Below are 18,397 nucleotides of genomic sequence, written 5' to 3' on the forward strand. Positions count from 1 at the left end.
TTCCTCCTCGAGGGAGCCCGCGGTGCGAGCTCGCGTCCCGAACCCCCACGCACACATCGGAATTCGGCTTTCGCTAGATCATCGGTTCGACACCGCGCCGCGCTACAGATCCGGCATAGATCCTGGCGGCGGCATCTATCACCAGCAACCCGCCCACCGTCACCAGCGCGCAGGCGAGCACCAGCAACGGCGGCACGTAGCGCACCGCCACGAAACCCGGGTGTTCTTCGGTGCCCGCGAATTCGGCCGTGCGCCGTGCAGCCCGCCAGCTGACGACCGCGCAGGCCAGGAAGAGCGCGGCGAAGCCGAGTTCGAACAGCGCGATCCAGCGTTTCATTCCTGCGATCCTGCCAGGAGCGGGATCGAATCAGCCGATGAGGCTCGGGAGCAGAATCAGCGCGATGACAGCGAGGGTGAGAACGACCATCAACCCGATGACCAACAGGTCGCGTCGCAGGCTGTGCGGTTGCTCGATCACCACGCGCATCATTGCCTCCGATCAAACGGTGTGATAATCCTCACCATACACTGTGCAGGGTCACTTCCGGTGGGACTGAAAGTACTTCGTCGACTCCGGCCGGTAGCTGAGGAACGCAGCACCGGCAGCCAGCACGCCCTGCACGATCGCCGTGCCGCCCGCCACGATCGTCGCGGGATTCGCGACAGCGGCGAAGGTGAACATGGTGGCGAAGGCACCGAGCCCGAGCCAGATCGCGACCACCGTCAGCACCGTGCGCGCCCAGGACTTGCCCCGGCCGAGCTGATGCGCGACGGCCACGGTGACCCCGGCCAGCAGCACGCCGACCAGCGCGGTCAGCGCGAAAGCCACCAGCACCATCAGGTCGACGGTCGACGCGGGAAAGGCCGGATCGGTCTTGTGCATCTCGTCGAGGAACTGCTTGCTGAGCTTGTCGCGCTCCCCGGTCATGGTGGCGACGCTGGCGAAGGCGTAGATGACGCCGAGGCCGGCGATTCCCCACCACAATTGACGGGCGGTGCCGACGTCTTCCGGCATGGGAAGGGTTTCGGGTTTGTTCGGCGCAGCGATCACGACAGCCAGTGTGCTGCCTCGGTCGCCCAGTAGGTGAGCACGATGTCCGCGCCCGCCCGCCGGATGCCGATCAGCGACTCCAGGATGGAGGCCCTGCGGTCGATCCAGCCACGCTCGGCGGCGGCGGTGATCATCGCGTACTCGCCGGAGATCTGATAGGCCGCGACGGGGACCGTCGAGCGGTCGGCGACATCGCGCAGGATGTCGAGGTAGGACATCGCGGGCTTCACCATCACGATGTCGGCGCCCTCGGCGAGATCGAGGTCGAGTTCGCGCAGCGATTCCCGGCGGTTGGCCGGATCCTGCTGGTAGGTGCGGCGATCGCCGTCCAGCGACGAACCGACGGCCTCGCGGAACGGGCCGTAGAAAGCCGAGGCGTACTTGGCCGCGTAGGCGAGGATGGCGGTGTCGGTGCGGCCGACCGCGTCGAGTCCGCGCCGGATCGCGCCGACCTGGCCGTCCATCATCCCGCTGGTCCCGAGCAGGTCAGCGCCCGCATCGGCCTGCGACAGCGCCATCTCCACATAGCGATGCAGGGTGGCGTCGTTGTCGACCGCGCCGTCGGTGCCGATCACCCCGCAGTGGCCGTGATCGGTGAATTCGTCGAGGCAGGTGTCGGCCATGATGACCGTCGCGTCCCCGACTTCTTCGGCCAGCGCACGCAGACCACGGTTCAGGATCCCGTTCGGATCACTGGCCTGCGAACCGGTCGGATCCTTGTCCTCGGGCAGCGGCACCCCGAACAACATCAGCCCGCCCACGCCCGCGGCCACCGACTCCACGGCGGCCTTACGCAGCGAATCCAGGGAGTGCTGATACACACCCGGCATCGAGCTGATCTCGCGCGGCTCGTCGAGGCCGTCGGCCACGAACATCGGCAGCACCAGCTGACGCGGCTGCAACGTTGTTTCGGCGACGAGTCGGCGCAACGCGGGTGTCCTACGCAACCGCCGTGGGCGGTCGAAAGCGGTCATAGCCCGCAGAATACGCCTGCCGCCAGTTGGTCGCCGCAGCGCCTACAACGGGTCGGATCCACGAGCCGATTCGCCCAGAATCTGCTCGAAGGTAGCGAAGACCGGGGGCGGACCGGCCGAACTCCAAGCCTGGTTGGTGAGCAGAATCGCTGTCACCGCGCCGTCGTTGGACCAGGTCGAGCCGAGGCCGCCGCTCCAGCCGTACGCACCAGCGCGGGGGCCGGCGGGGGCGTCGCGGAGCTGGACGCCGACGCCGTATCCCCAACCCGCGCTGCCGTCGGGGCTCGGGCCGCCGCGGAGAAGTTGCTCCCGGGTGAGGTGGTTGGTGGTCATGGCGGTGACGGCTCGCTCGGACAGGACACGGGTGCCGTCGAGGACGCCGCGGTCGCGCAACATGCGGGCGAAACGGTGGTAGTCGGCGAGGGTGGAGACCAAGCCGTCGCCGCCACCTTCGAAGGCAGGTGGAGAGCTCCATTGGCCGTCAACCGGATCGAAGACCGAGCGGACACCGTCTGTGTCCGCGTAATGCGGGCCGAATCGGGCCAGCTTGTCCGGGGGGACGGAGAAACCGGTGTCTGTCATGTCGAGTGGGAGCAGGACGCGTTCGGCCAGGAATTCCGAGAGCTGCGTGCCCGCTGCCCTGGCGACCAGGAAGCCGAGGATCGGTGCGCCGACGTGATAGAGCCAGCGTTGGCCGGGCTGAAATTGCAGCGGCAGACTGCCGAGTCGTCGCAGCCAGATGTCCGGGGGCGACATCTGCGCGGGCGTCGGCGGGCCCCAGCCGAGGCCGAGGTCGCTCCATACGGCGTCCAGCGGTTTGGGTGAGAAGTCGGTGAAGTCCATGCCCCAGCCGAGGCGGAAGGTCAGCAGATCGTCAACGGTGATCGGGCGTTTCGCCGCGACCGTGTCGGCGACTTCGGCGGCGGGGTTCGCCAGCACCCGCAGCCCGGCGAGTTCGGGCAGCAACCGATCGACCGGTTCGGCCGGGTCGAGCACGCCGTCATCGATCAGGATCGAGGCCGCTGCCGCGACAAGCGGTTTGGTCATCGAGGAGATCCGGAAGATCGTGTCGGTGCGCACCGATGTGTGACGTGCGGCGTCGAGATGGCCGATGGCGCCGGTGGATACGTCGTCACCGGTCGCGACGAGCCAGGCCAGACCGAGTAGTTCGTCCGCCGTGACGTGGGTGCTCAGCCGTTTGTCGATCTCGTCCACCGTCATCGCATCTCCTCGGGTTGCGTTGCGCGCTACTAGATCACAGCGGTCCGACAGTTATCGGCGAACATGGCGGGGTTCGAGTGCGTCGCTATCACTCCGGGTCGGGCGTGCAGACGGTCAGAAACGACTTCTGGTTCTCGCGTTGGACGTCCGCCGCGTTCATCCAGCCGCGCTGGCCGAACAGGTAGCTTTCGGACGGGTGCTGGGCCGACTCGCGTAGCACCTGGCCGACATCGAGCCTGGCGCCGTTGGCCTTCGGGCCGTCGACGGAGAAGACGAGCGAGTCTGCCTTGGTCCAGTCGTAGTCCGCGGGCAGCGGTTGCTGGAGTTGGAGAGGGCCACCGGTGTTCGTGGCGGATCCCCCGGCGGTCCTCAGCAGATCCATGCGCTCCACCAGCACCCCCGGCAGCGGCGCGGTCCACACCTGCTCGGTGCTCTCGGAGGTGCCGGAGTCGAAGATCAACGTCATGCCGGTGACGCCGTCACACGGGGTGCCCGTCCACAGTTTCAGAACACCGTCATCGACGCGGAACCCGGCCGCCGGTGGCAGCGAGGGCGCGAACTGCGCTGTGGAGTCACACGCCGCGATCACCGCCACCACCAGTAGGGCAGCACAGGCAACGCGCCGTCTAGTTATATCCGCCATCGGAAAGTCCCGCGTCTTCCTCGGTCTCGTTGCCGCCGGTGGCCTGTTCCCACAGGTAGGAGGTGACGAAGCCCGCGTAGCCTTCGCTCGCCCATTGTTGGGAGTGGCGCTCCTCGTGGTGCAGCAGTCGGTCCAGGTCGAGACCGGATCGGTACGGGCCGTCATCGCCCTCGTACCAAGCGTGGCCTGACCTCGCCACCTCTCGGAGCTGTTGCGCCGGATCTTTCGGGTCGTCGATGTTCAGCATGAACGTATCGCCCCAGGCCGTCCCGCCGTTCAGGCTGAACTGGTCCTGGACGACGTTCCCGCCCAAGCCCATCATCATGCCGTTCGGGGTGGTCACCAACCGGCCACCGTTGCTGTGCACGAAACCCACATCGTCGTCGTAGCTCCAGGAGTTCTCCTTTTGCCGGTCGGTGATTCGCCGCAGTTCCTCGGATCCGTACGGGGTGGGTGCGAAGTCGGTCTTTTCGCCCTCGGTGCCGTAATCGGTGCCCGCGTTCATGATGTAGGTCATCCGTACCGCCTTGGCGGCGTCGTCCCCGCTGATGCCGGTCGGCAGCAGGAAGTACGACTTGAAGGTCCCGTCGCCGTCTTCGTCCTCGCGGATCTCTTCCAGTCCGTCGAGGACCTTGAAGTCCTCCGGCGTGATGTCGTGTTCGGACGCGATCTTCACGATCGTGTCGATCGGCACGCCACGGCGCACGGCGTTCTCGAGCCACTGCCGGTAGTAGCCGGACACGGGCGGTCCGGTGAGCAACCCGGCGTCGCGCAGCGACTGCTCCATCTCGACCACTTTGGCGTCGATCTCCCCGCCCTTGCTCGCGCCTGCCAGAGTGGTCGCTCCGTGATCGCTGATCTTGCCGTCCTGCGCGAGTTGCATCACTCGAGCGAGGGCGACGTCGATGTTGGTCGCCGCGGTGAGGATCGCCCTGGTTTCCAGCACCAGCTGCTTCCTGATGGTTTCGCGGTGGCGTCGGATCTCGGCGCGTTCTTCGGCCTCGACGCGCGACCTCGGCGCGGGGTCGGCGGGCCTGATGTCCACGATCGCGCCGTCGGCGGCGATCCGGAACTGGTAGGTGTCGGCGAGGGCGTCGTTGTTGGCGACCCTGGTCTTCAGTGCGGCCGCCTCGTCCGACGCGTTCTTCAAGGCGGATTCGACGGCGGACAACTGCGCGATCAGGATCTCGGCCTTGTCCCGTGTATCCCCCAGCGAACTGCGTGCTTTCTCGCTGGCGGGGCCGTACCAGGTGGGCAATTTCCTGGCGTCGTCGAGCTCGTCCTGCAGCCCGAGGAGCTTGTCCCGCCGCCCGTACAGGTTGGTGGCCACCCTGTCCACCGCATCAGCGTCCCATTTGCGGACGTCGTCGTAGCCGACAGTCATGGCAGGAAGGCCTCTTTCGCGGCCTTCTCATTTTCGGAGTACACCGTCGCGGCCGACGCGACCGTCTCGCTCCACTGGCCGATCTCGCCCGCCCACCCCTTCGCGCGCTCATTGAACGTCGACGCCAGTGTGGGCGCGTTCTTCGCCGCATCCCCACCCGGCAGCGCTGTCGCGATGGCGTCCAAGCCGGTACCCGGGCTCACCGCCCTGGCCTGGCTCGCGGCAGATCCCGCCGCCTTGGCCGTATTTCGCAGTTGATTGATCTCGACCTCGAACCCGCTCACAGCTCGTGACCCCCACCCAGAATCGGTTCGTCAGCTCGAACTGTACTGGAGTTCACCCGCGTGCGTGCGCCCTCGAATGCCCCCAAAAATGTCGGTACCCGTCGCTATAATCGAAAGCGTGTTCGAGGGTTCCGACGATCGGGGGCGGAACCCACACACGACGGGAGGACGCCGAATGAATGCCATCGCCGCCAAGACCACTGTCATCACCGCGCCGTATGTACCGCTGGAGAAGAAGCGCCTGCCCGCGGGCAGGCCGCGTCGCTGGTACGTGGCGCACAATCGTCGGCTCAAGGCCATGCGGTTGACCATCGCGCTGCTGGATTCCGGTGTGTACCTACCCAATCAGGCCACCAACGACACGATCCGGCGCACCGCCGAGAAGATCGACATCCGCCCGCCCTCGGATGCCACCTGCCGGCTGGTGCGCACGCTGCTGCGCTATAGCCGATGACCCTGATACGCCGAAAGCCCGCCGTTGCGGGCGGGCTTTCGGGGTATCTGCTGAATCTAGCGGCTGCTGCTGCGGCGGCTCTTCTTGCGCGGCGGCGGCAGCAGGCCCTCGGCGCGCAGACGCGACGCGTGCTCGGCCAGTGCCTCCACCAGCGGACCCACCTGCGCCGACTCGGGCTGCACGTCCACGCGCAGACCGAACTCGATCGCGGTCTCGGCGGTCTTCGGGCCGATGCAGGCCACGATGGTGCGCGCGTGCGGCTTGCCCGCGATACCAACCAGGTTGCGGACCGTGGAGGACGAGGTGAACAGGACCGCGTCGAAACCGCCGGTCTTGATCATCTCGCGGGTCTCCGCGGGCGGCGGCGAAGCGCGCACCGTGCGGTAGGCGGTGACGTCGTCGATCTCCCAGCCGCGCTCACGCAGGCCCTCGGCGAGAGTCTCGGTGGCGATGTCGGCACGCGGCAACAGCACCCGGTTCACCGGGTCGAACACGTCGTCGTAGGGCGGGAAGTCGGCGAGCAGACCCTCGGAGGACTGGTCGCCACTCGGCACCAACTCGGGGTTGATGCCGAAGGAACGCACCCTCTCCGCGGTCGCCTCACCGACACAGGCGATCTTCACACCCGAGAACGCGCGAGCATCCAGACCGAACTCGGCGAACTTCTCCCACACCGCGCGCACGGCGTTGGTGGAGGTGAACACCACCCACTGGTAGCGGCCGTCGACCAGACCCTTCACGGCCCGTTCCATCTGGGCGGGGCTGCGCGGCGGCTCCACCGCGATGGTCGGCACCTCGATCGGGATCGCACCGTGGGTGACGAGCCGTTCGCTCATCTCGCCTGCTTGATCCTTGGTGCGCGGCACGAGCACGGTCCAGCCGTAGAGGGCACGCGATTCCCACCACGACATCTTGGCGCGCTTGTCGACTTCCTTGCCGACCGTCACGACCAGCGGGCCGACCAGCTCGGAAGCGGCGTTGTTCAGCGAGGCCAGCGTGGCCTCGATGGTGCGCTGCTGACGGGTGGTGCCACGCACGGTCACCGCGACCGGGGTCTGCGGCGCCATGCCGTGTTCCACCAGCGCGCTCGCGGTCTCGGCCAGGTGCCCGGAGGTGGCGTGCAGCACCAGCGGACCGGGCGCGGCGGCCAGCGCCGACCAGTCGACCTCGCCGCGCACATCGGCCTCGGTGTGCCCGGAGCCGAGCGCGATGCCCGCGTAACTGGGCACGGCCGAGCCGTTGGGCAGGCCGGGCAGCACCTCGAACACCATGTGCGAACGGGTCACGGCGTTGACCTCGTTGATCACCGAATCGGTGGTCAACGGGTCGCCGGTGACGATGCGGACCACGTCGTGACCGTTGCGGGCCTCGGCGATCAGCGTCTTGGCCACCTCGGCGGGTTCGCCGAGCGCCGGCCGCACGTCGACCGGGCGCACACCGTCATCGCCCAGCTCGTGAGCGATGCCGATCAGGGCGAGCACGCCCTTGTCGACATCGGGGTCGGTGAACGCGAGCTTCGCCCGCTCGAGCACCTCACGGGCACGCACGGTCAGCAGGGCCGGGTCGCCGGGGCCGGATCCGACGAAAAGGATCCGCCCTGGTTGCTTCTTGGTAGCTCGGCTGCTGCTCATCGGTTGTTCTCCATCGGGCTGGAATTAGTGAAGTCGGTGGGCGCCGGTTCGTCTGTGACGCTCAGCAATGCGCGAGCACCCAGGTCCAGCAGTTCGCGCGCCAGCGTGCGACCGAGTTCGGCCGCGTCTTTCGGCGCGCCGACGATCGAGGCGCGCAAGACGTCGGAGCCGTCGATCGCGGCGGCACAGGCACGCAGCGAGAGTTCGTCGAAGATCCGGCCGTCCTCGTCGATCGACTCGACGATTTCGGCGAGCGCTCCGATCGGCGCGGTGCAGCCTGCCTCGAGCTCACCGAGCAGCGAACGCTCGGCGAGCACCGCGGCTCTGGTCGCGGCATCGTCCAGACCGGCGAGTACCTCGATCAATTGCGGGTCGTCGCTGCGGCATTCGACCGCGAGCGCACCCTGTGAGGGGGCGGGTAGCATCTGCACCGGTTCGAGCGATTCGGTGATCGCGTCGGTGCGCCCGATCCGGCACAGGCCCGCGCGGGCGATGACGATGGCATCGAGTTCGCCCTCGCTCACCTTGCGCAGGCGGGAGTCGATATTGCCGCGCAGCGGAAGGATGTCGAGGCCGAGCCCGAGTGCGCGCAACTGCGCGGCGCGGCGCGGCGCGGAGGTACCGACGCGGGCACCGGCGGGTAGTTCGCCGAGGACCATGCCGTCGCGAGCCACCAGCGCGTCGCGCGGGTCCTCGCGAAGCGGGATCGCGGCGATGGTGAAGCGCGGGTCCTGCGCGGTGGGGAGGTCTTTATAGGAGTGCACCGCGATGTCGATGCCGCCCGCGGCGAGCTCGTCGCGCAGCGCGGAGGTGAACACGCCGACACCGATCTGCTGGACCGGCTCCGACGACAGGTCGCCCGGCGTCTTGATGACCACCAGTTCGGCGGGCTGCCCCACCGAGATCAGCGCATCACGGATGGTGCCCGCCTGTGTCAGCGCGAGCAGGCTGCCGCGCGTGCCGATCCGCCACGGCGCACTGGCGCTGCCTGCGGTCACGGTGTCCTCTTCCTGCACTGTCGTGGTCATGCGGTTTCCTCCTGCGCATGCCCGAGCGGCGCTGCGTGGTTTCGCATGCTGCCTGTGTCGGGTCTTGACTCGGTCAAGCGGGACGGCCCATCGCCGAGGTGGCCTGCGGTGAAGTCGTCGGCCAGCGCGGACTCGCCCGCGGCGACCTCCATCGGAGCGGCAACCGCTTGCACCGCACCGGGTTTCAGTTCGAACAGCTCACGCAACGCCTCGGCGTAGCTGTCGCCGCCCGGCGTGGATGCCAGCTGTTTCACGCGCACAGTCGGCGCGTGCAGCAGCTTGTCGACGACGCGGCGCACGGTGCGCGCCACCTCGTCGCGGGCCGGGTCGGCCAGGTCGGGCAGCCGCGAATCGAGGCGGAGCAGTTCGGCCTCCACCACATCGGCGGCACGCTGACGCAGGGCGGCCACCGTGGGGGTGACCTCCGCCATGCGTTGCCCGGCAAGGTATTTGGCGAGTTCGTCGGCGACGATGACGCGCGCGGCGGCGGTGTCGTCGGCCGCGGCGCCCGCGGCCGGATCGCGCTGCAGCGATTCGATGTCGATGACGGCGACGCCGGGCAGGCCCGCCACGGCGTGCTCCACATCGCGGGGCAAACCGAGATCGCAGAAGACCAGCGGCCGCTCGGCGGCGTCGGTGCGGGCCCGGTCCGCGAGCGCGCGATGGGTGTCGGCCAGGGTCACCACGGACCCGACCGCGCCCGTACAGGTGATCACGACATCGGTGCCCGCCATGGCCTCGGTGAGCCGCGACATCTCGACCGCCTGAGCATCGACACCGTGCATGGTGCGCCCGGTTTCGGCCAGACGCTGTGCGCGTTCGAGGGTCCGGTTGACGACGATGATGCGCCCGATCCCGGCCCGCGACAGATGCGCGACGGCCAGCCCGCCCATCGCGCCCGCACCGACCACCACCGCGGTCCGCCCGGCGAGATCGCCGACGACACCGCGCGCCCGGTCCAGCGCCACCGACACCACCGAGGCACCAGCCCGGTCGATCCCGGTCTCCGAGTGCACCCGCTTGCCGACCCGCAACCCGTGCTGGGCCAACTCGTGCAGCGTGCGTCCGACCGCCTGCTGACCGTCGGCGCTGGCGTAGGCACTGCGAATCTGGCTGAGCACCTGCTGCTCGCCGACGACCATCGAGTCCAGGCCACTGGCGACGGCGAACAGATGCTCGGCCGCGGCCTCGCTGTAGCGCACGTAGGCGTGCTTGGTGAGATCGCCCAGCGGCAGTCCGGAGTGCTTGGTGAGCAGCTCGCTCACCTCACCGAGGCCACCGTGGAAGGCGTCGACGACCGCGTAGACCTCGACCCGGTTACAGGTGGAGACGATCATCGCCTCGGACACATGACTCGAGGAGAGCAGCCGATCCACCAGCTTCGGCCGATCGGCCTCACTGATGGCGACCTTCTCCAGCACCGATACCGGGGCGCTCCGATGCGAAATCCCGACCAGCAGAACACTCATGACCGCACCTCGCAGATGCTCGGTCGCGTCATGCGCGTCCGCACGCCGTGTCGCTGTTTCGCTCGCAGACGCTCGCTCATGGCGTGATCACCGATCCCTTGGTGCTTGGCTCCGTTGCCGAGTGGGGCGTGGCCGAATGCGGCGCGGTGCGACGCGTCGACCTGCCGCGGGCCGGTTCGACCGGTGCGGCATGGGTGAGATGGTTCGGGGGCGGTACCCGCCGCGCGATCCGGCCGGAGCCGACCTCGGCGATCTCGGGCAGCGCGGGCGCATCGTTGCGGGCGGCGTCGAAAGACAGCATCTGCAGCTCCATCGCCAGGTCGACGCGGCGAACCTGGACATGGGCGGGCGCGCGAAGCTCCAGCGGCGCGAAGCTCAGAATCGACGGCAGTCCGGCCTCTACGAGGCGGTCACACACGTCCTGGGCGGCCTCGTCGGGCACTGCCACCACGGCGATCGTCGGTGTCAACGCCGGAATCTGGGCGGTGAGCTGCTCGACATCGCGCACGACGAGACCGGCGTACGACTGGCCGATCACCGACGGGTCGTTGTCGAAGATCGCGACCACGGTGAAGCCTCGTACCCCGAATCCGCCGTACCCGACCAGCGCGCGACCCAGATTGCCCGCGCCGATCAGCACTACCCGATGTCCCTGCGACAGTCCGAGCACATCTTCGATCCTGGTGCGCAACTTGGCTACGTCATAGCCGACACCCCGCACACCGTTGGGTCCGAGGAAGGAAAGATCCTTGCGCAGCTTCGCCGAATTGACACCCGCCGCGACAGCGAGTTCCTCACTCGATACGATGACTACACCCTCGTCGGCCAACCCGGCGAGAACCCGAAGATAGGTAGCGAGACGAGTCACCGTGGCCTGCGGAATGTCCCGCACAAGAGCCTTGCCGGAGGCGCCACTCGGCGTCTCGTGCTGCTCTGTCACGTCGTCGGCTCCTCGTTCCGGGCCTGATCGCGGTCCGGATCCTCTGTTTCGTTCACCGGTGTGGGTCGCTGCAATTACGAGAGCGCGACCGGTGCCATAGGGGCGGTACAAACCCGGTTACCGCCGCCGCGTGAAGCGGCGGTGCGGATTGCGTGTCACCACCGTAACCGCTTGTGCAGGCGTTCACAAAGTCGGTGAATTCGGCCTCATTTTCCTTCGCGACCAGCGATCCGGCTCAGGTCGGCCCGCAAACGGGGCTCGTCGACGTCGAAATAGCTGTGTTCACGGCCGTTCAACAGGACCACCGGCAGGCGATCACCGTATTCCGCGCGCAGTTCCGGCTCACTGACCGCGGCTTCGTCGACGTCCACGGTGGCGACCGGGAGACCGAAATCACCACAGATCGTCCGCAATTGCGTCAGCGCCACGCCGCACATACCGCAACCAGCGCGCGTCAACAGGGTCACTGTCGGTGTGGGATTAGTCATGAGCCCTATTTAATCCCCGAGCCCTCAGCGGGTTGTCGGTGCCGCCGGTTACTGTGGACATGGTTCGCGCGACTAGCGGAGGGTACTGGTGCCGGAACGTTCGAAGGTGACTAGGGCCGGATTCGTCGCAGGACGATTCGGGGAGTTCCCTGCGCGGTGGCAGCCCAGCCGCCTCGGTCAGGAGCTACAGGAACAGTTCGCACGGCTGCCGCGCAGCCCGTTCGGGCCGAGCGAAGAAGAGCTGCGCGCCAACCTGGCCGGTGAGGCCAGCGCCGACGCCGCGCTCGAGCTGCACGATGCCGAGCTCGCCGAACAAGGCACCGGGGGCGGGCCCGAGGTCCCGCGCGACCTCACCGCCGCGGCGTTCTTCGACGTCGACAACACCCTGGTGCAGGGTGCCTCGATCGTGCACTTCGCCCGGGGATTGGCCGCGCGCAAGTACTTCAAGACCTCCGACCTTTTCGATGTCGCCTGGAAGCAGGTGAAGTTCCGGGTCACCGGCAAGGAGAACTCCTCCGACATGGTCTCGGGCCGGGAGAAGGCGCTCAGCTTCATCGCGGGCCGCCCCACCGCCGAACTCGCCGCGCTCGGCGAGGAGATCTACGACGAGATCATCGCCGACAAGATCTGGCCGGGCACCCGCGCACTCGCCCAGATGCACCTGGACGCCGGCCAGCAGGTCTGGCTGGTCACGGCCACCCCGGTCGAACTGGCCAATGTGATCGCCAAACGTCTCGGCCTGACCGGCGCACTCGGCACCGTCGCCGAGAGTGTCGACGGCAAATTCACCGGCCGCCTGGTCGGCGACATCCTGCACGGCCTCGGCAAAGCGCACGCGGTGCGCACCCTCGCCATCCGCGAAGGACTCAACCTCAAGCGCTGCACCGCCTACTCCGACAGCCACAACGACGTTCCCATGCTGTCGCTGGTCGGCACGGCCGTGGCCATCAACCCGGACTCCGACCTGCGCGAAGTCGCGAAGAACCGAGGCTGGGAAATCCGCGACTTCCGTACCGGCCGCAAGGCGGCCAAGATCGGTGTGCCCACCGCGCTGGCACTGGGCGCGGCGGGCGGTGCGGTGGCAGCGGTCGTGGCCCGCCACCGCGAGAACTAGCCGAGTACGACGTTGCGGCGCTTGGCCAGCAGCTTGTACAGGGTCTGCTGGATGGTCTCGCGGACCTGGTCGGTGACCTCGAACATGGTCATCGGGTCATCGGCCTCTTCCGGCTCGAACGGCGTGGTCGCGATCGGCTCACCGAACTCGATGTACCACTTCGACGGCATCGGCACCGCACCCAACAGCCCCAGATGCGGGAACAGCGGCGTCACCGGGAAGTACGGCAGCCCGAGCAGGCGGGCTAGGGGCTTGATATCGGCGAGCTTCGGGTAGATCTCCTCGGAACCGACGATCGACACCGGAATGATCGGCACCCCGGCTCGCACCGCCGCCGACACGAAACCACCGCGCCCGAATCGCTGCAGCTTGTACCGATCGGCGTAGTTCTTGCCGACGCCCTTGAATCCTTCCGGGAACACCCCCGCGATGTGCCCGGAGCGCAGCAGTCGCTCGGCATCGGGATGGCAGGCCATCGTGTGCCCGGCCTTGCGGGCCAGCGCGCCCAGCAGTGGCATCTCGAAGATGAGATCGGCGGCGAGCAGTCGCAGCGCCCGCTGCTGTGGATGCTTGTCGTGCACGGCCAGCTGCAGCATCAGCCCGTCGATCGGCACGGTGCCCGCGTGATTGGCGACCAGCAGCGCGCCACCGACGGCGGGAATGTTCTCGATGCCGGCGACCTCGACGCGGAACCAGTAGTCCGACAGCGGCCGCAGCGCGGGCAGGATCACCGATTCGAGCAGATGCCGGTCGTAGCCGAACTCGTCGATCTGGTAGTCCCCGGTGAGCCGGCGACGCGCGAATTCCGCGGTCCGTTCGATCTGCTCGCCGACGGCATCGCGCACGATGTCGGTGAGTGACTTCGGCGGCAGCGCGGGCATTCCCGGCCTGCGCTCGCTGAGGGCGGTGACCGGCATCGCCTGCGTCGGCTGATCCGGCCATCGGCGGGTCTGCGGTCGCTGTCGGGTCTCGACATTCACGTCGAGACGAATGACTTTCGCTCCCTCGTTCATGTACGCGCTCCTGTACCGGCCCCGATGAGGCCGAGCAGTTTGTGTTCCGCGGCGTCGATCCAAGCCGGATCGAAGACTGGCCGCAACGCTGCGCCCGCGATGAAGTCATCGAACGCCTGGACCGTGGTCCAGCGTGGGGTGAAACCGAGTTCGGTACGCATACGGGTGGTGTCGAGCCCGCAGCCGAAGTAGAAGTAGTCGGGTTGTTCGCCACTGAAGCCACGCATGATCGGGCCCATCAGCGAGCGACCGACCGTGCGAAAGACGAAAAAAGGAACCGGGGCAACGATGCGCCCGGCCCGGCGGATCGCCTGTGACATGGCCAGTGCGCCGTCACCGGCGATATTGACCGTGCCACCGTGTGCACGCTGCGCCGCGTGCACGAGCACCGCGACCGCGTCCTCCTCGTGCAGCAATTGCAGTCTGGCTTCGCGACCGAGCACGGTCGGCGTGATCGGCGAACGCAGATATTGCACGCCCCGATCAGCCAGACGCGGACCGACGATCGGCGCGAAACGCAGAATCGACGCGGAAATATCGGGCCTGCGCCGCGCCATTCCACGCACCAGCGCCTCGATATCGATCATGTCGCGCGCGAACCAGCCCGAAGGCGGCGTGCGCGCGCCCATTTCCTCGGTGAATTTCGCCGGATCCTTGGCACTGGAGCCGTATACCGCCGACGAGGACCGCACGACCACACGCCGCACGGACGGCGCTTTCTGACACACGGCGAGCAATTGCATCGTGCCGAGGACATTGAGATCCTTCATCACCGCGCGTCCGCCACCGGCAGGCGGCTGGGTGAGGACAGCCGCGTGCACGACGGTGTCGACGTCGTTGCCCTCGACGACCTTCCGGATCAGCGGATTTCTGATATCTGCGCGCACGAACTCGGCACTACCCATTTTTCGGCGGAGCTCACGGCTCGGGGTCACAGTATCGACCGCGATGACACGTTCGACGCCGGGTTCGGCAGCCAGACGTGCCGCGACATTGCCACCGAAGAAGCGGCTGGCACCAGTGACCAGCACAACTCTCGGCGCGTGTCGTTCCCGTGTGTCGGAACTCGGACCTGATCCCACTCAAAGCCCCCTGCTCATCGTGTTTCGCGTACCAGAGTAGCCGCATTCATGCCACTCGCCGTCACGATCTACAAGCTTTTAACACTGGCGACCCGATCGTGGATAGTGAGATTCACAAACCGGGGTATTTCACAGCGAGAGCCCGCCACCTTCGAAAGGTGACGGGCCCATCGCAGGCACGCAGGCTTACTTGCCGAGTTTGCGACGCTGAACACGCGTGCGGCGAAGCAGCTTGCGGTGCTTCTTCTTCGACATACGCTTGCGGCGCTTCTTGATCACAGAACCCATAGGGTTTCCTCGCGTTCTCTCTACTCGGCATACACACGCGTTGGTCACGTGCGTCGTCTGGCGTCCGCGCCGCCGGGGCAACCGGACACCACGAACGGTGCCACCGGCAGGCGGACACGAACCGATTGTCCATGCTACCGGGACACCCGAGCAGTGACGAAACCGCCCTTGTACCTGGCCGGACTATGTCATCCGGCGTCGAAGTACGACGTCTCCAGGTAGTCGTGCACCGCCTTCGCGTGCACTCGGAACGAGCGTCCGACACGCACCGCGGGCAGTTCACCCGAGTGCACGAGCCGGTACACCGTCATTTTCGACACCCGCATGAGATCGGCGACTTCGGCGACGGTGAGAAACTGCGTGCCACCGCCGATCACCGTTTGCGGGGTGGCGCCGACCCGCGGCCCGGGCGAACCCGAACCACCGCCCGACGCCGATGGATTACTTGACATTCTGTTCGCAGACATCATGGCACCATTGACCTCCGGCACGCCCGCGCCGCCGGCTTCCCCACCAGCGGAACAGACACGCACGTGCTTCTACGAGCTTAGCGGGACCAGTGGGATTACTGCGACGGGTGTGAGAAATCGGTTTTCAAACCGGGTACCCGATCGTCACTCGTTCGTTGCGCCCTGTTCGGCGGACCGCCGCTTCGCCGCGTGTAGCGCTTCGGTGAATGTCGAGCGCAGCGCACCACGTTCGAGTTCGCGCAGTGCCGCGGCGGTGGTGCCGCCGGGTGAGGTGACCGCGGCCCGCAGATCAGCCGGGCTCTGCCCGGTTTCGTCGAGCATGGCCGCCGATCCGATCATGGTCTGCACGACCAGTTCGCCTGCCACCTCCCGGGTGAGACCGAGTCCGACACCGGCGTCGACCATCGCCTCGACGACGAGGAAGAAATACGCGGGCCCCGAACCCGACACCGCGGTGACCGCGTCCATCTGCGATTCGGGCACCGTCACCACCTTGCCGACGGCCTCGAGCATCTCGCCGACCTGTTCCAGCTGTTCGGGCTTGGCGTAGCGGCCGGGCGCCTGCACGCACATACCCTGCCCGACCAGCATCGGCGTGTTCGGCATGACGCGGACGACGGGGAAACCCGCGGGTAGTTTCGACTCGAGCCGTGCGGTGGAAACCCCGGCGGCCAGCGAGACCAGCACTTGATCGCTATCGGTGCCGAGGTCGGCCTTGGACAGGTCGGTGAGCACCGAGTCGACCACACCGGGCTTGACCGCGATGACCACGATGTCGGCACCGACCACCGCTTCGCTGACAGATCCGCTCACCCTCACCTTGAACCGCTCGGCCAGCTGCGCGGCACGCGGGGCGTGGGGCTCGACGATGACCAGATCCTTGTTCGCCCGGCCGGATTCCAGCAATCCGGCCACCAGCGCCTCACCGATCCGACCGCCACCGACCACCACAATTCTCGTCATGCGCACAAGGTTAGTGGGGTGGGCCCGCTCAGCGCGCCGCCGGGATCAAGGCCAGTTGGCGACTCTGTGCCACCACTGCGCCGGTGGCATCGATGACCAGGTGGTCCTCATCGAACATCCGCTCACCGACCTCGCGGGCGGTCGCGATGACGCGCAGCCAGCCCGGCGCGGGGACGCGGCGCAGGTAGGTGGTCATCTGGACCGTCGGCGACCAGCCGAAGTGGCCGAGGTTCATCGGCACCGGCGGGCTGATGTCGGCGGCCATCATCGCGAAGGCGGCGCGCGCCCGCGGATCGGCTTCGTCGCCGTCGAACGGGCGGATCCACAGGCGCAGCCGGGGCGGGCCGGTCTCGCCGCGCAGGAATTCGCCCCAGGTGGGGTCGATCACCATGTGGGCACCCTGGCTGACGTGCACGATCTTGCCCATCGGCGAATCGGGGGTGTACTGGAAGGCCTGGTCGCTCGGCTCCGCCTGCATGTCGGTGTCGGGGCCGGTCCAGCGGGTTTGCGCGGAATCGAGGTAGCCGAAGGTGAACGCGGTGCGGACGAGGGTGCGGCCGTGCTGGATCAGGTCGACGTCGGCCAGGCAGATCTGGCGGCCCTTCTTGCGGATGTGCACCGCGTATTCGACCTCGCCGGGGTCGGGGGCGCCGAGGAAGTCGGTGCTGGCCGCGATGGGCGCCATCTCGGTCAGCGAGTCGTCGGCCTCGGTGAGCCAGCGGGTCGCCGCGGCGGCGGTGGCCGCGACCATGGTGCCGCCGTGCACCTTGGGCCCGATGGTCCAGGTGGGGTCGATGACGCCGGCGTAGCGGCCGGTCTCGGCATCGGTGGTGGTGAGCTCGGTCAGGTCGAGAACCTGGCTGAACGGCGCGTCGGTCGCGAGTTCTCGCGTCATCGTCACTCCTGGTCGAGGGGCACAGCAATTCGTACAGCGTACAAGCACGCGGGGGCCGGAACTATTCCGCGCTGGTCCGCGGGTCACGGCCATGTGCGATGACAGTGCCACGCCGCGCGATCACGGCAGGTCGGCGTGGCGGGGCTGGGGATCCGGCGTCGCGCCGGTGAGGTGACGGCGGGCGAATTCGAGAGTGCGTGCCAGTTGCGCGGAGCGCTCGGCGGTGGTTCGCGCGTTCTGGGTGTTGATCTCGGCGACCGCGTGACCGCGAAAACCGGTGTGTATCAGGTGTTCACACAGTTGCGCGCAGGGCTGGGTGCCGTCGCCGGGTACGAGGTGCTCGTCGTGCGCGGCGCCGCGACCGTCGGCCAGGTGCAGGTGGACCAGACCCTCGCCCATCCGGCGGGCCAGCTCGAGCGCGTCGGTGCCCGCGGTCGCGGTGTGCGAGAGGTCGAGGGTGTAGTGGTCGAAGCCGGTGTCGGTCGGATCGTAGGAGGGGCTGAACGCGCTCACCGCACGACCGGGACCAGCGCGACGTTCCAACCTGCGCACCGCACCGTCGCGGAACAGGGTGTCCGCGCGCATCGGGAACATGTTCTCCACGGCCACTTTCACCGGATGATGCGCCTCGAGCTCACCGACCTGCTCGGCGAAACCCCTGGCATAGCGGCGTTGCCAGCGAAACGGCGGGTGCACCACCACGGTGTCGGCGCCGAGCGCCTCCGCGGTGCGCACGCTGCGTTCCAGCTTGGCTACCGGGTCGGCACCCCAAACACGTTGGGAGATCAGCAGACACGGCGCGTGCACGGCCAGCACGGGCACGCCGTAGCGCTTCGCGTAGGACTGCACGGTCGCGATGTTCTGGCTGGCCGGTTCGGCCCAGACCATCAATTCCACACCGTCGTAACCCAATTCGGCGGCATAGCGGAACGCCGCCTGCGTGTTCTCCGGATACACCGAGGCCGTCGACAGCCCGATCGCGATGTTCGCCCGTGCGTTCCCCAC

The 18,397-nt window shown here is 67.7% G+C and carries 21 protein-coding genes; 2 read left to right on the forward strand and 19 right to left on the reverse strand.

Features of this window, described 5'->3' with window-relative positions; genetic code table 11:
- Positions 1-73 precede the first annotated feature (73 nt).
- From ACLJPD_RS06960 to ACLJPD_RS06990, 7 genes are all read right to left on the reverse strand, one after another.
- Positions 74-337 (reverse strand): hypothetical protein, encoded by a 264-nt coding sequence (locus ACLJPD_RS06960; protein ID WP_410870893.1) that lies wholly within the window; start codon positions 335-337, stop codon positions 74-76.
- Between the two features lie 201 nt (positions 338-538).
- Positions 539-1,051, reverse strand: coding sequence for a hypothetical protein (locus ACLJPD_RS06965; RefSeq protein ID WP_410870894.1), 513 nt, complete (start codon positions 1,049-1,051; stop codon positions 539-541).
- Positions 1,048-2,025, reverse strand: a complete 978-nt coding sequence (hemB, locus tag ACLJPD_RS06970; RefSeq protein WP_410870895.1) for a porphobilinogen synthase — start codon at positions 2,023-2,025, stop codon at positions 1,048-1,050. The genes ACLJPD_RS06965 and hemB overlap by 4 nt, the downstream gene beginning before the upstream one ends.
- Before the next feature lie 42 nt (positions 2,026-2,067).
- Positions 2,068-3,246 carry a serine hydrolase domain-containing protein gene (locus ACLJPD_RS06975; RefSeq protein WP_410870896.1) on the reverse strand — a complete coding sequence of 393 codons (1,179 nt, stop codon included), beginning with the start codon at positions 3,244-3,246 and terminating at the stop codon, positions 2,068-2,070.
- An 88-nt stretch (positions 3,247-3,334) separates the two neighbouring features.
- Positions 3,335-3,889, reverse strand: a complete 555-nt coding sequence (locus tag ACLJPD_RS06980; RefSeq protein WP_410870897.1) for a hypothetical protein — start codon at positions 3,887-3,889, stop codon at positions 3,335-3,337.
- The gene (locus tag ACLJPD_RS06985) at positions 3,873-5,273 is read right to left on the reverse strand and encodes a hypothetical protein (RefSeq protein ID WP_410870898.1); all 1,401 of its coding nucleotides are present in this window, start codon (positions 5,271-5,273) and stop codon (positions 3,873-3,875) included. Before ACLJPD_RS06985 ends, ACLJPD_RS06980 begins: the two co-directional genes overlap by 17 nt.
- Entirely contained in the window at positions 5,270-5,557 is a 288-nt protein-coding gene (locus ACLJPD_RS06990; protein WP_410870899.1) for a hypothetical protein, read from the reverse strand. Before ACLJPD_RS06990 ends, ACLJPD_RS06985 begins: the two co-directional genes overlap by 4 nt.
- 175 nt (positions 5,558-5,732) lie before the next feature.
- Between ACLJPD_RS06990 and ACLJPD_RS06995 the strand changes: the two genes are divergently transcribed.
- Positions 5,733-6,011, forward strand: a complete 279-nt coding sequence (locus ACLJPD_RS06995) for a hypothetical protein (RefSeq protein WP_410870900.1) — start codon at positions 5,733-5,735, stop codon at positions 6,009-6,011.
- A 56-nt stretch (positions 6,012-6,067) separates the two neighbouring features.
- On the opposite strand, the gene ACLJPD_RS07000 is transcribed toward ACLJPD_RS06995, so the two are convergent.
- The 5 genes from ACLJPD_RS07000 to ACLJPD_RS07020 all read right to left on the reverse strand — a co-directional run bounded on the left by ACLJPD_RS07000 (position 6,068) and on the right by ACLJPD_RS07020 (position 11,567).
- Positions 6,068-7,642 carry a uroporphyrinogen-III synthase gene (locus tag ACLJPD_RS07000; protein WP_410870901.1) on the reverse strand — a complete coding sequence of 525 codons (1,575 nt, stop codon included), beginning with the start codon at positions 7,640-7,642 and terminating at the stop codon, positions 6,068-6,070.
- Positions 7,639-8,670, reverse strand: coding sequence for a hydroxymethylbilane synthase (gene hemC / locus ACLJPD_RS07005; protein WP_410870902.1), 1,032 nt, complete (start codon positions 8,668-8,670; stop codon positions 7,639-7,641). Before hemC ends, ACLJPD_RS07000 begins: the two co-directional genes overlap by 4 nt.
- Positions 8,667-10,139, reverse strand: coding sequence for a glutamyl-tRNA reductase (locus tag ACLJPD_RS07010; protein WP_410870903.1), 1,473 nt, complete (start codon positions 10,137-10,139; stop codon positions 8,667-8,669). The genes hemC and ACLJPD_RS07010 overlap by 4 nt, the downstream gene beginning before the upstream one ends.
- Positions 10,140-10,215: 76 nt before the next feature.
- Positions 10,216-11,079: a redox-sensing transcriptional repressor Rex gene (locus ACLJPD_RS07015; RefSeq protein ID WP_410870904.1), complete on the reverse strand. Its 864-nt coding sequence runs from the start codon at positions 11,077-11,079 to the stop codon at positions 10,216-10,218.
- Between the two features lie 206 nt (positions 11,080-11,285).
- A complete protein-coding gene (locus ACLJPD_RS07020; RefSeq protein ID WP_410870905.1) occupies positions 11,286-11,567 on the reverse strand; it encodes a glutaredoxin family protein in 282 nt (93 codons plus the stop codon).
- 88 nt (positions 11,568-11,655) lie between these two features.
- Between ACLJPD_RS07020 and ACLJPD_RS07025 the strand changes: the two genes are divergently transcribed.
- A complete protein-coding gene (locus tag ACLJPD_RS07025; protein ID WP_410870906.1) occupies positions 11,656-12,681 on the forward strand; it encodes an HAD family hydrolase in 1,026 nt (341 codons plus the stop codon).
- Here ACLJPD_RS07025 and ACLJPD_RS07030 read toward each other — a convergent pair.
- The 7 genes from ACLJPD_RS07030 to ACLJPD_RS07060 form a co-directional block, all read right to left on the reverse strand.
- Complete coding sequence (locus ACLJPD_RS07030) at positions 12,678-13,694, reverse strand: lysophospholipid acyltransferase family protein (protein ID WP_410870907.1); 1,017 nt, start codon at positions 13,692-13,694, stop codon at positions 12,678-12,680. The genes ACLJPD_RS07025 and ACLJPD_RS07030 overlap by 4 nt on opposite strands.
- Positions 13,691-14,725, reverse strand: a complete 1,035-nt coding sequence (locus ACLJPD_RS07035) for an NAD-dependent epimerase/dehydratase family protein (RefSeq protein ID WP_410870908.1) — start codon at positions 14,723-14,725, stop codon at positions 13,691-13,693. The genes ACLJPD_RS07030 and ACLJPD_RS07035 overlap by 4 nt, the downstream gene beginning before the upstream one ends.
- Positions 14,726-14,962: 237 nt before the next feature.
- Positions 14,963-15,064 (reverse strand): 30S ribosomal protein bS22, encoded by a 102-nt coding sequence (locus tag ACLJPD_RS07040; RefSeq protein ID WP_003402602.1) that lies wholly within the window; start codon positions 15,062-15,064, stop codon positions 14,963-14,965.
- A 188-nt stretch (positions 15,065-15,252) separates the two neighbouring features.
- Complete coding sequence (locus ACLJPD_RS07045; protein WP_378902047.1) at positions 15,253-15,534, reverse strand: helix-turn-helix domain-containing protein; 282 nt, start codon at positions 15,532-15,534, stop codon at positions 15,253-15,255.
- Between the two features lie 144 nt (positions 15,535-15,678).
- Positions 15,679-16,497, reverse strand: coding sequence for a pyrroline-5-carboxylate reductase (gene proC / locus ACLJPD_RS07050; protein ID WP_410870925.1), 819 nt, complete (start codon positions 16,495-16,497; stop codon positions 15,679-15,681).
- Between the two features lie 28 nt (positions 16,498-16,525).
- Positions 16,526-17,392, reverse strand: a complete 867-nt coding sequence (locus ACLJPD_RS07055) for a thioesterase family protein (protein ID WP_410870926.1) — start codon at positions 17,390-17,392, stop codon at positions 16,526-16,528.
- Positions 17,393-17,512: 120 nt separating this feature from the next.
- Positions 17,513-18,397 (reverse strand): sugar phosphate isomerase/epimerase family protein, encoded by an 885-nt coding sequence (locus ACLJPD_RS07060; protein WP_410870928.1) that lies wholly within the window; start codon positions 18,395-18,397, stop codon positions 17,513-17,515.

The sequence above is a fragment of the Nocardia sp. A7 genome, assembly GCF_046549215.1.
Taxonomy (GTDB): domain Bacteria; phylum Actinomycetota; class Actinomycetes; order Mycobacteriales; family Mycobacteriaceae; genus Nocardia.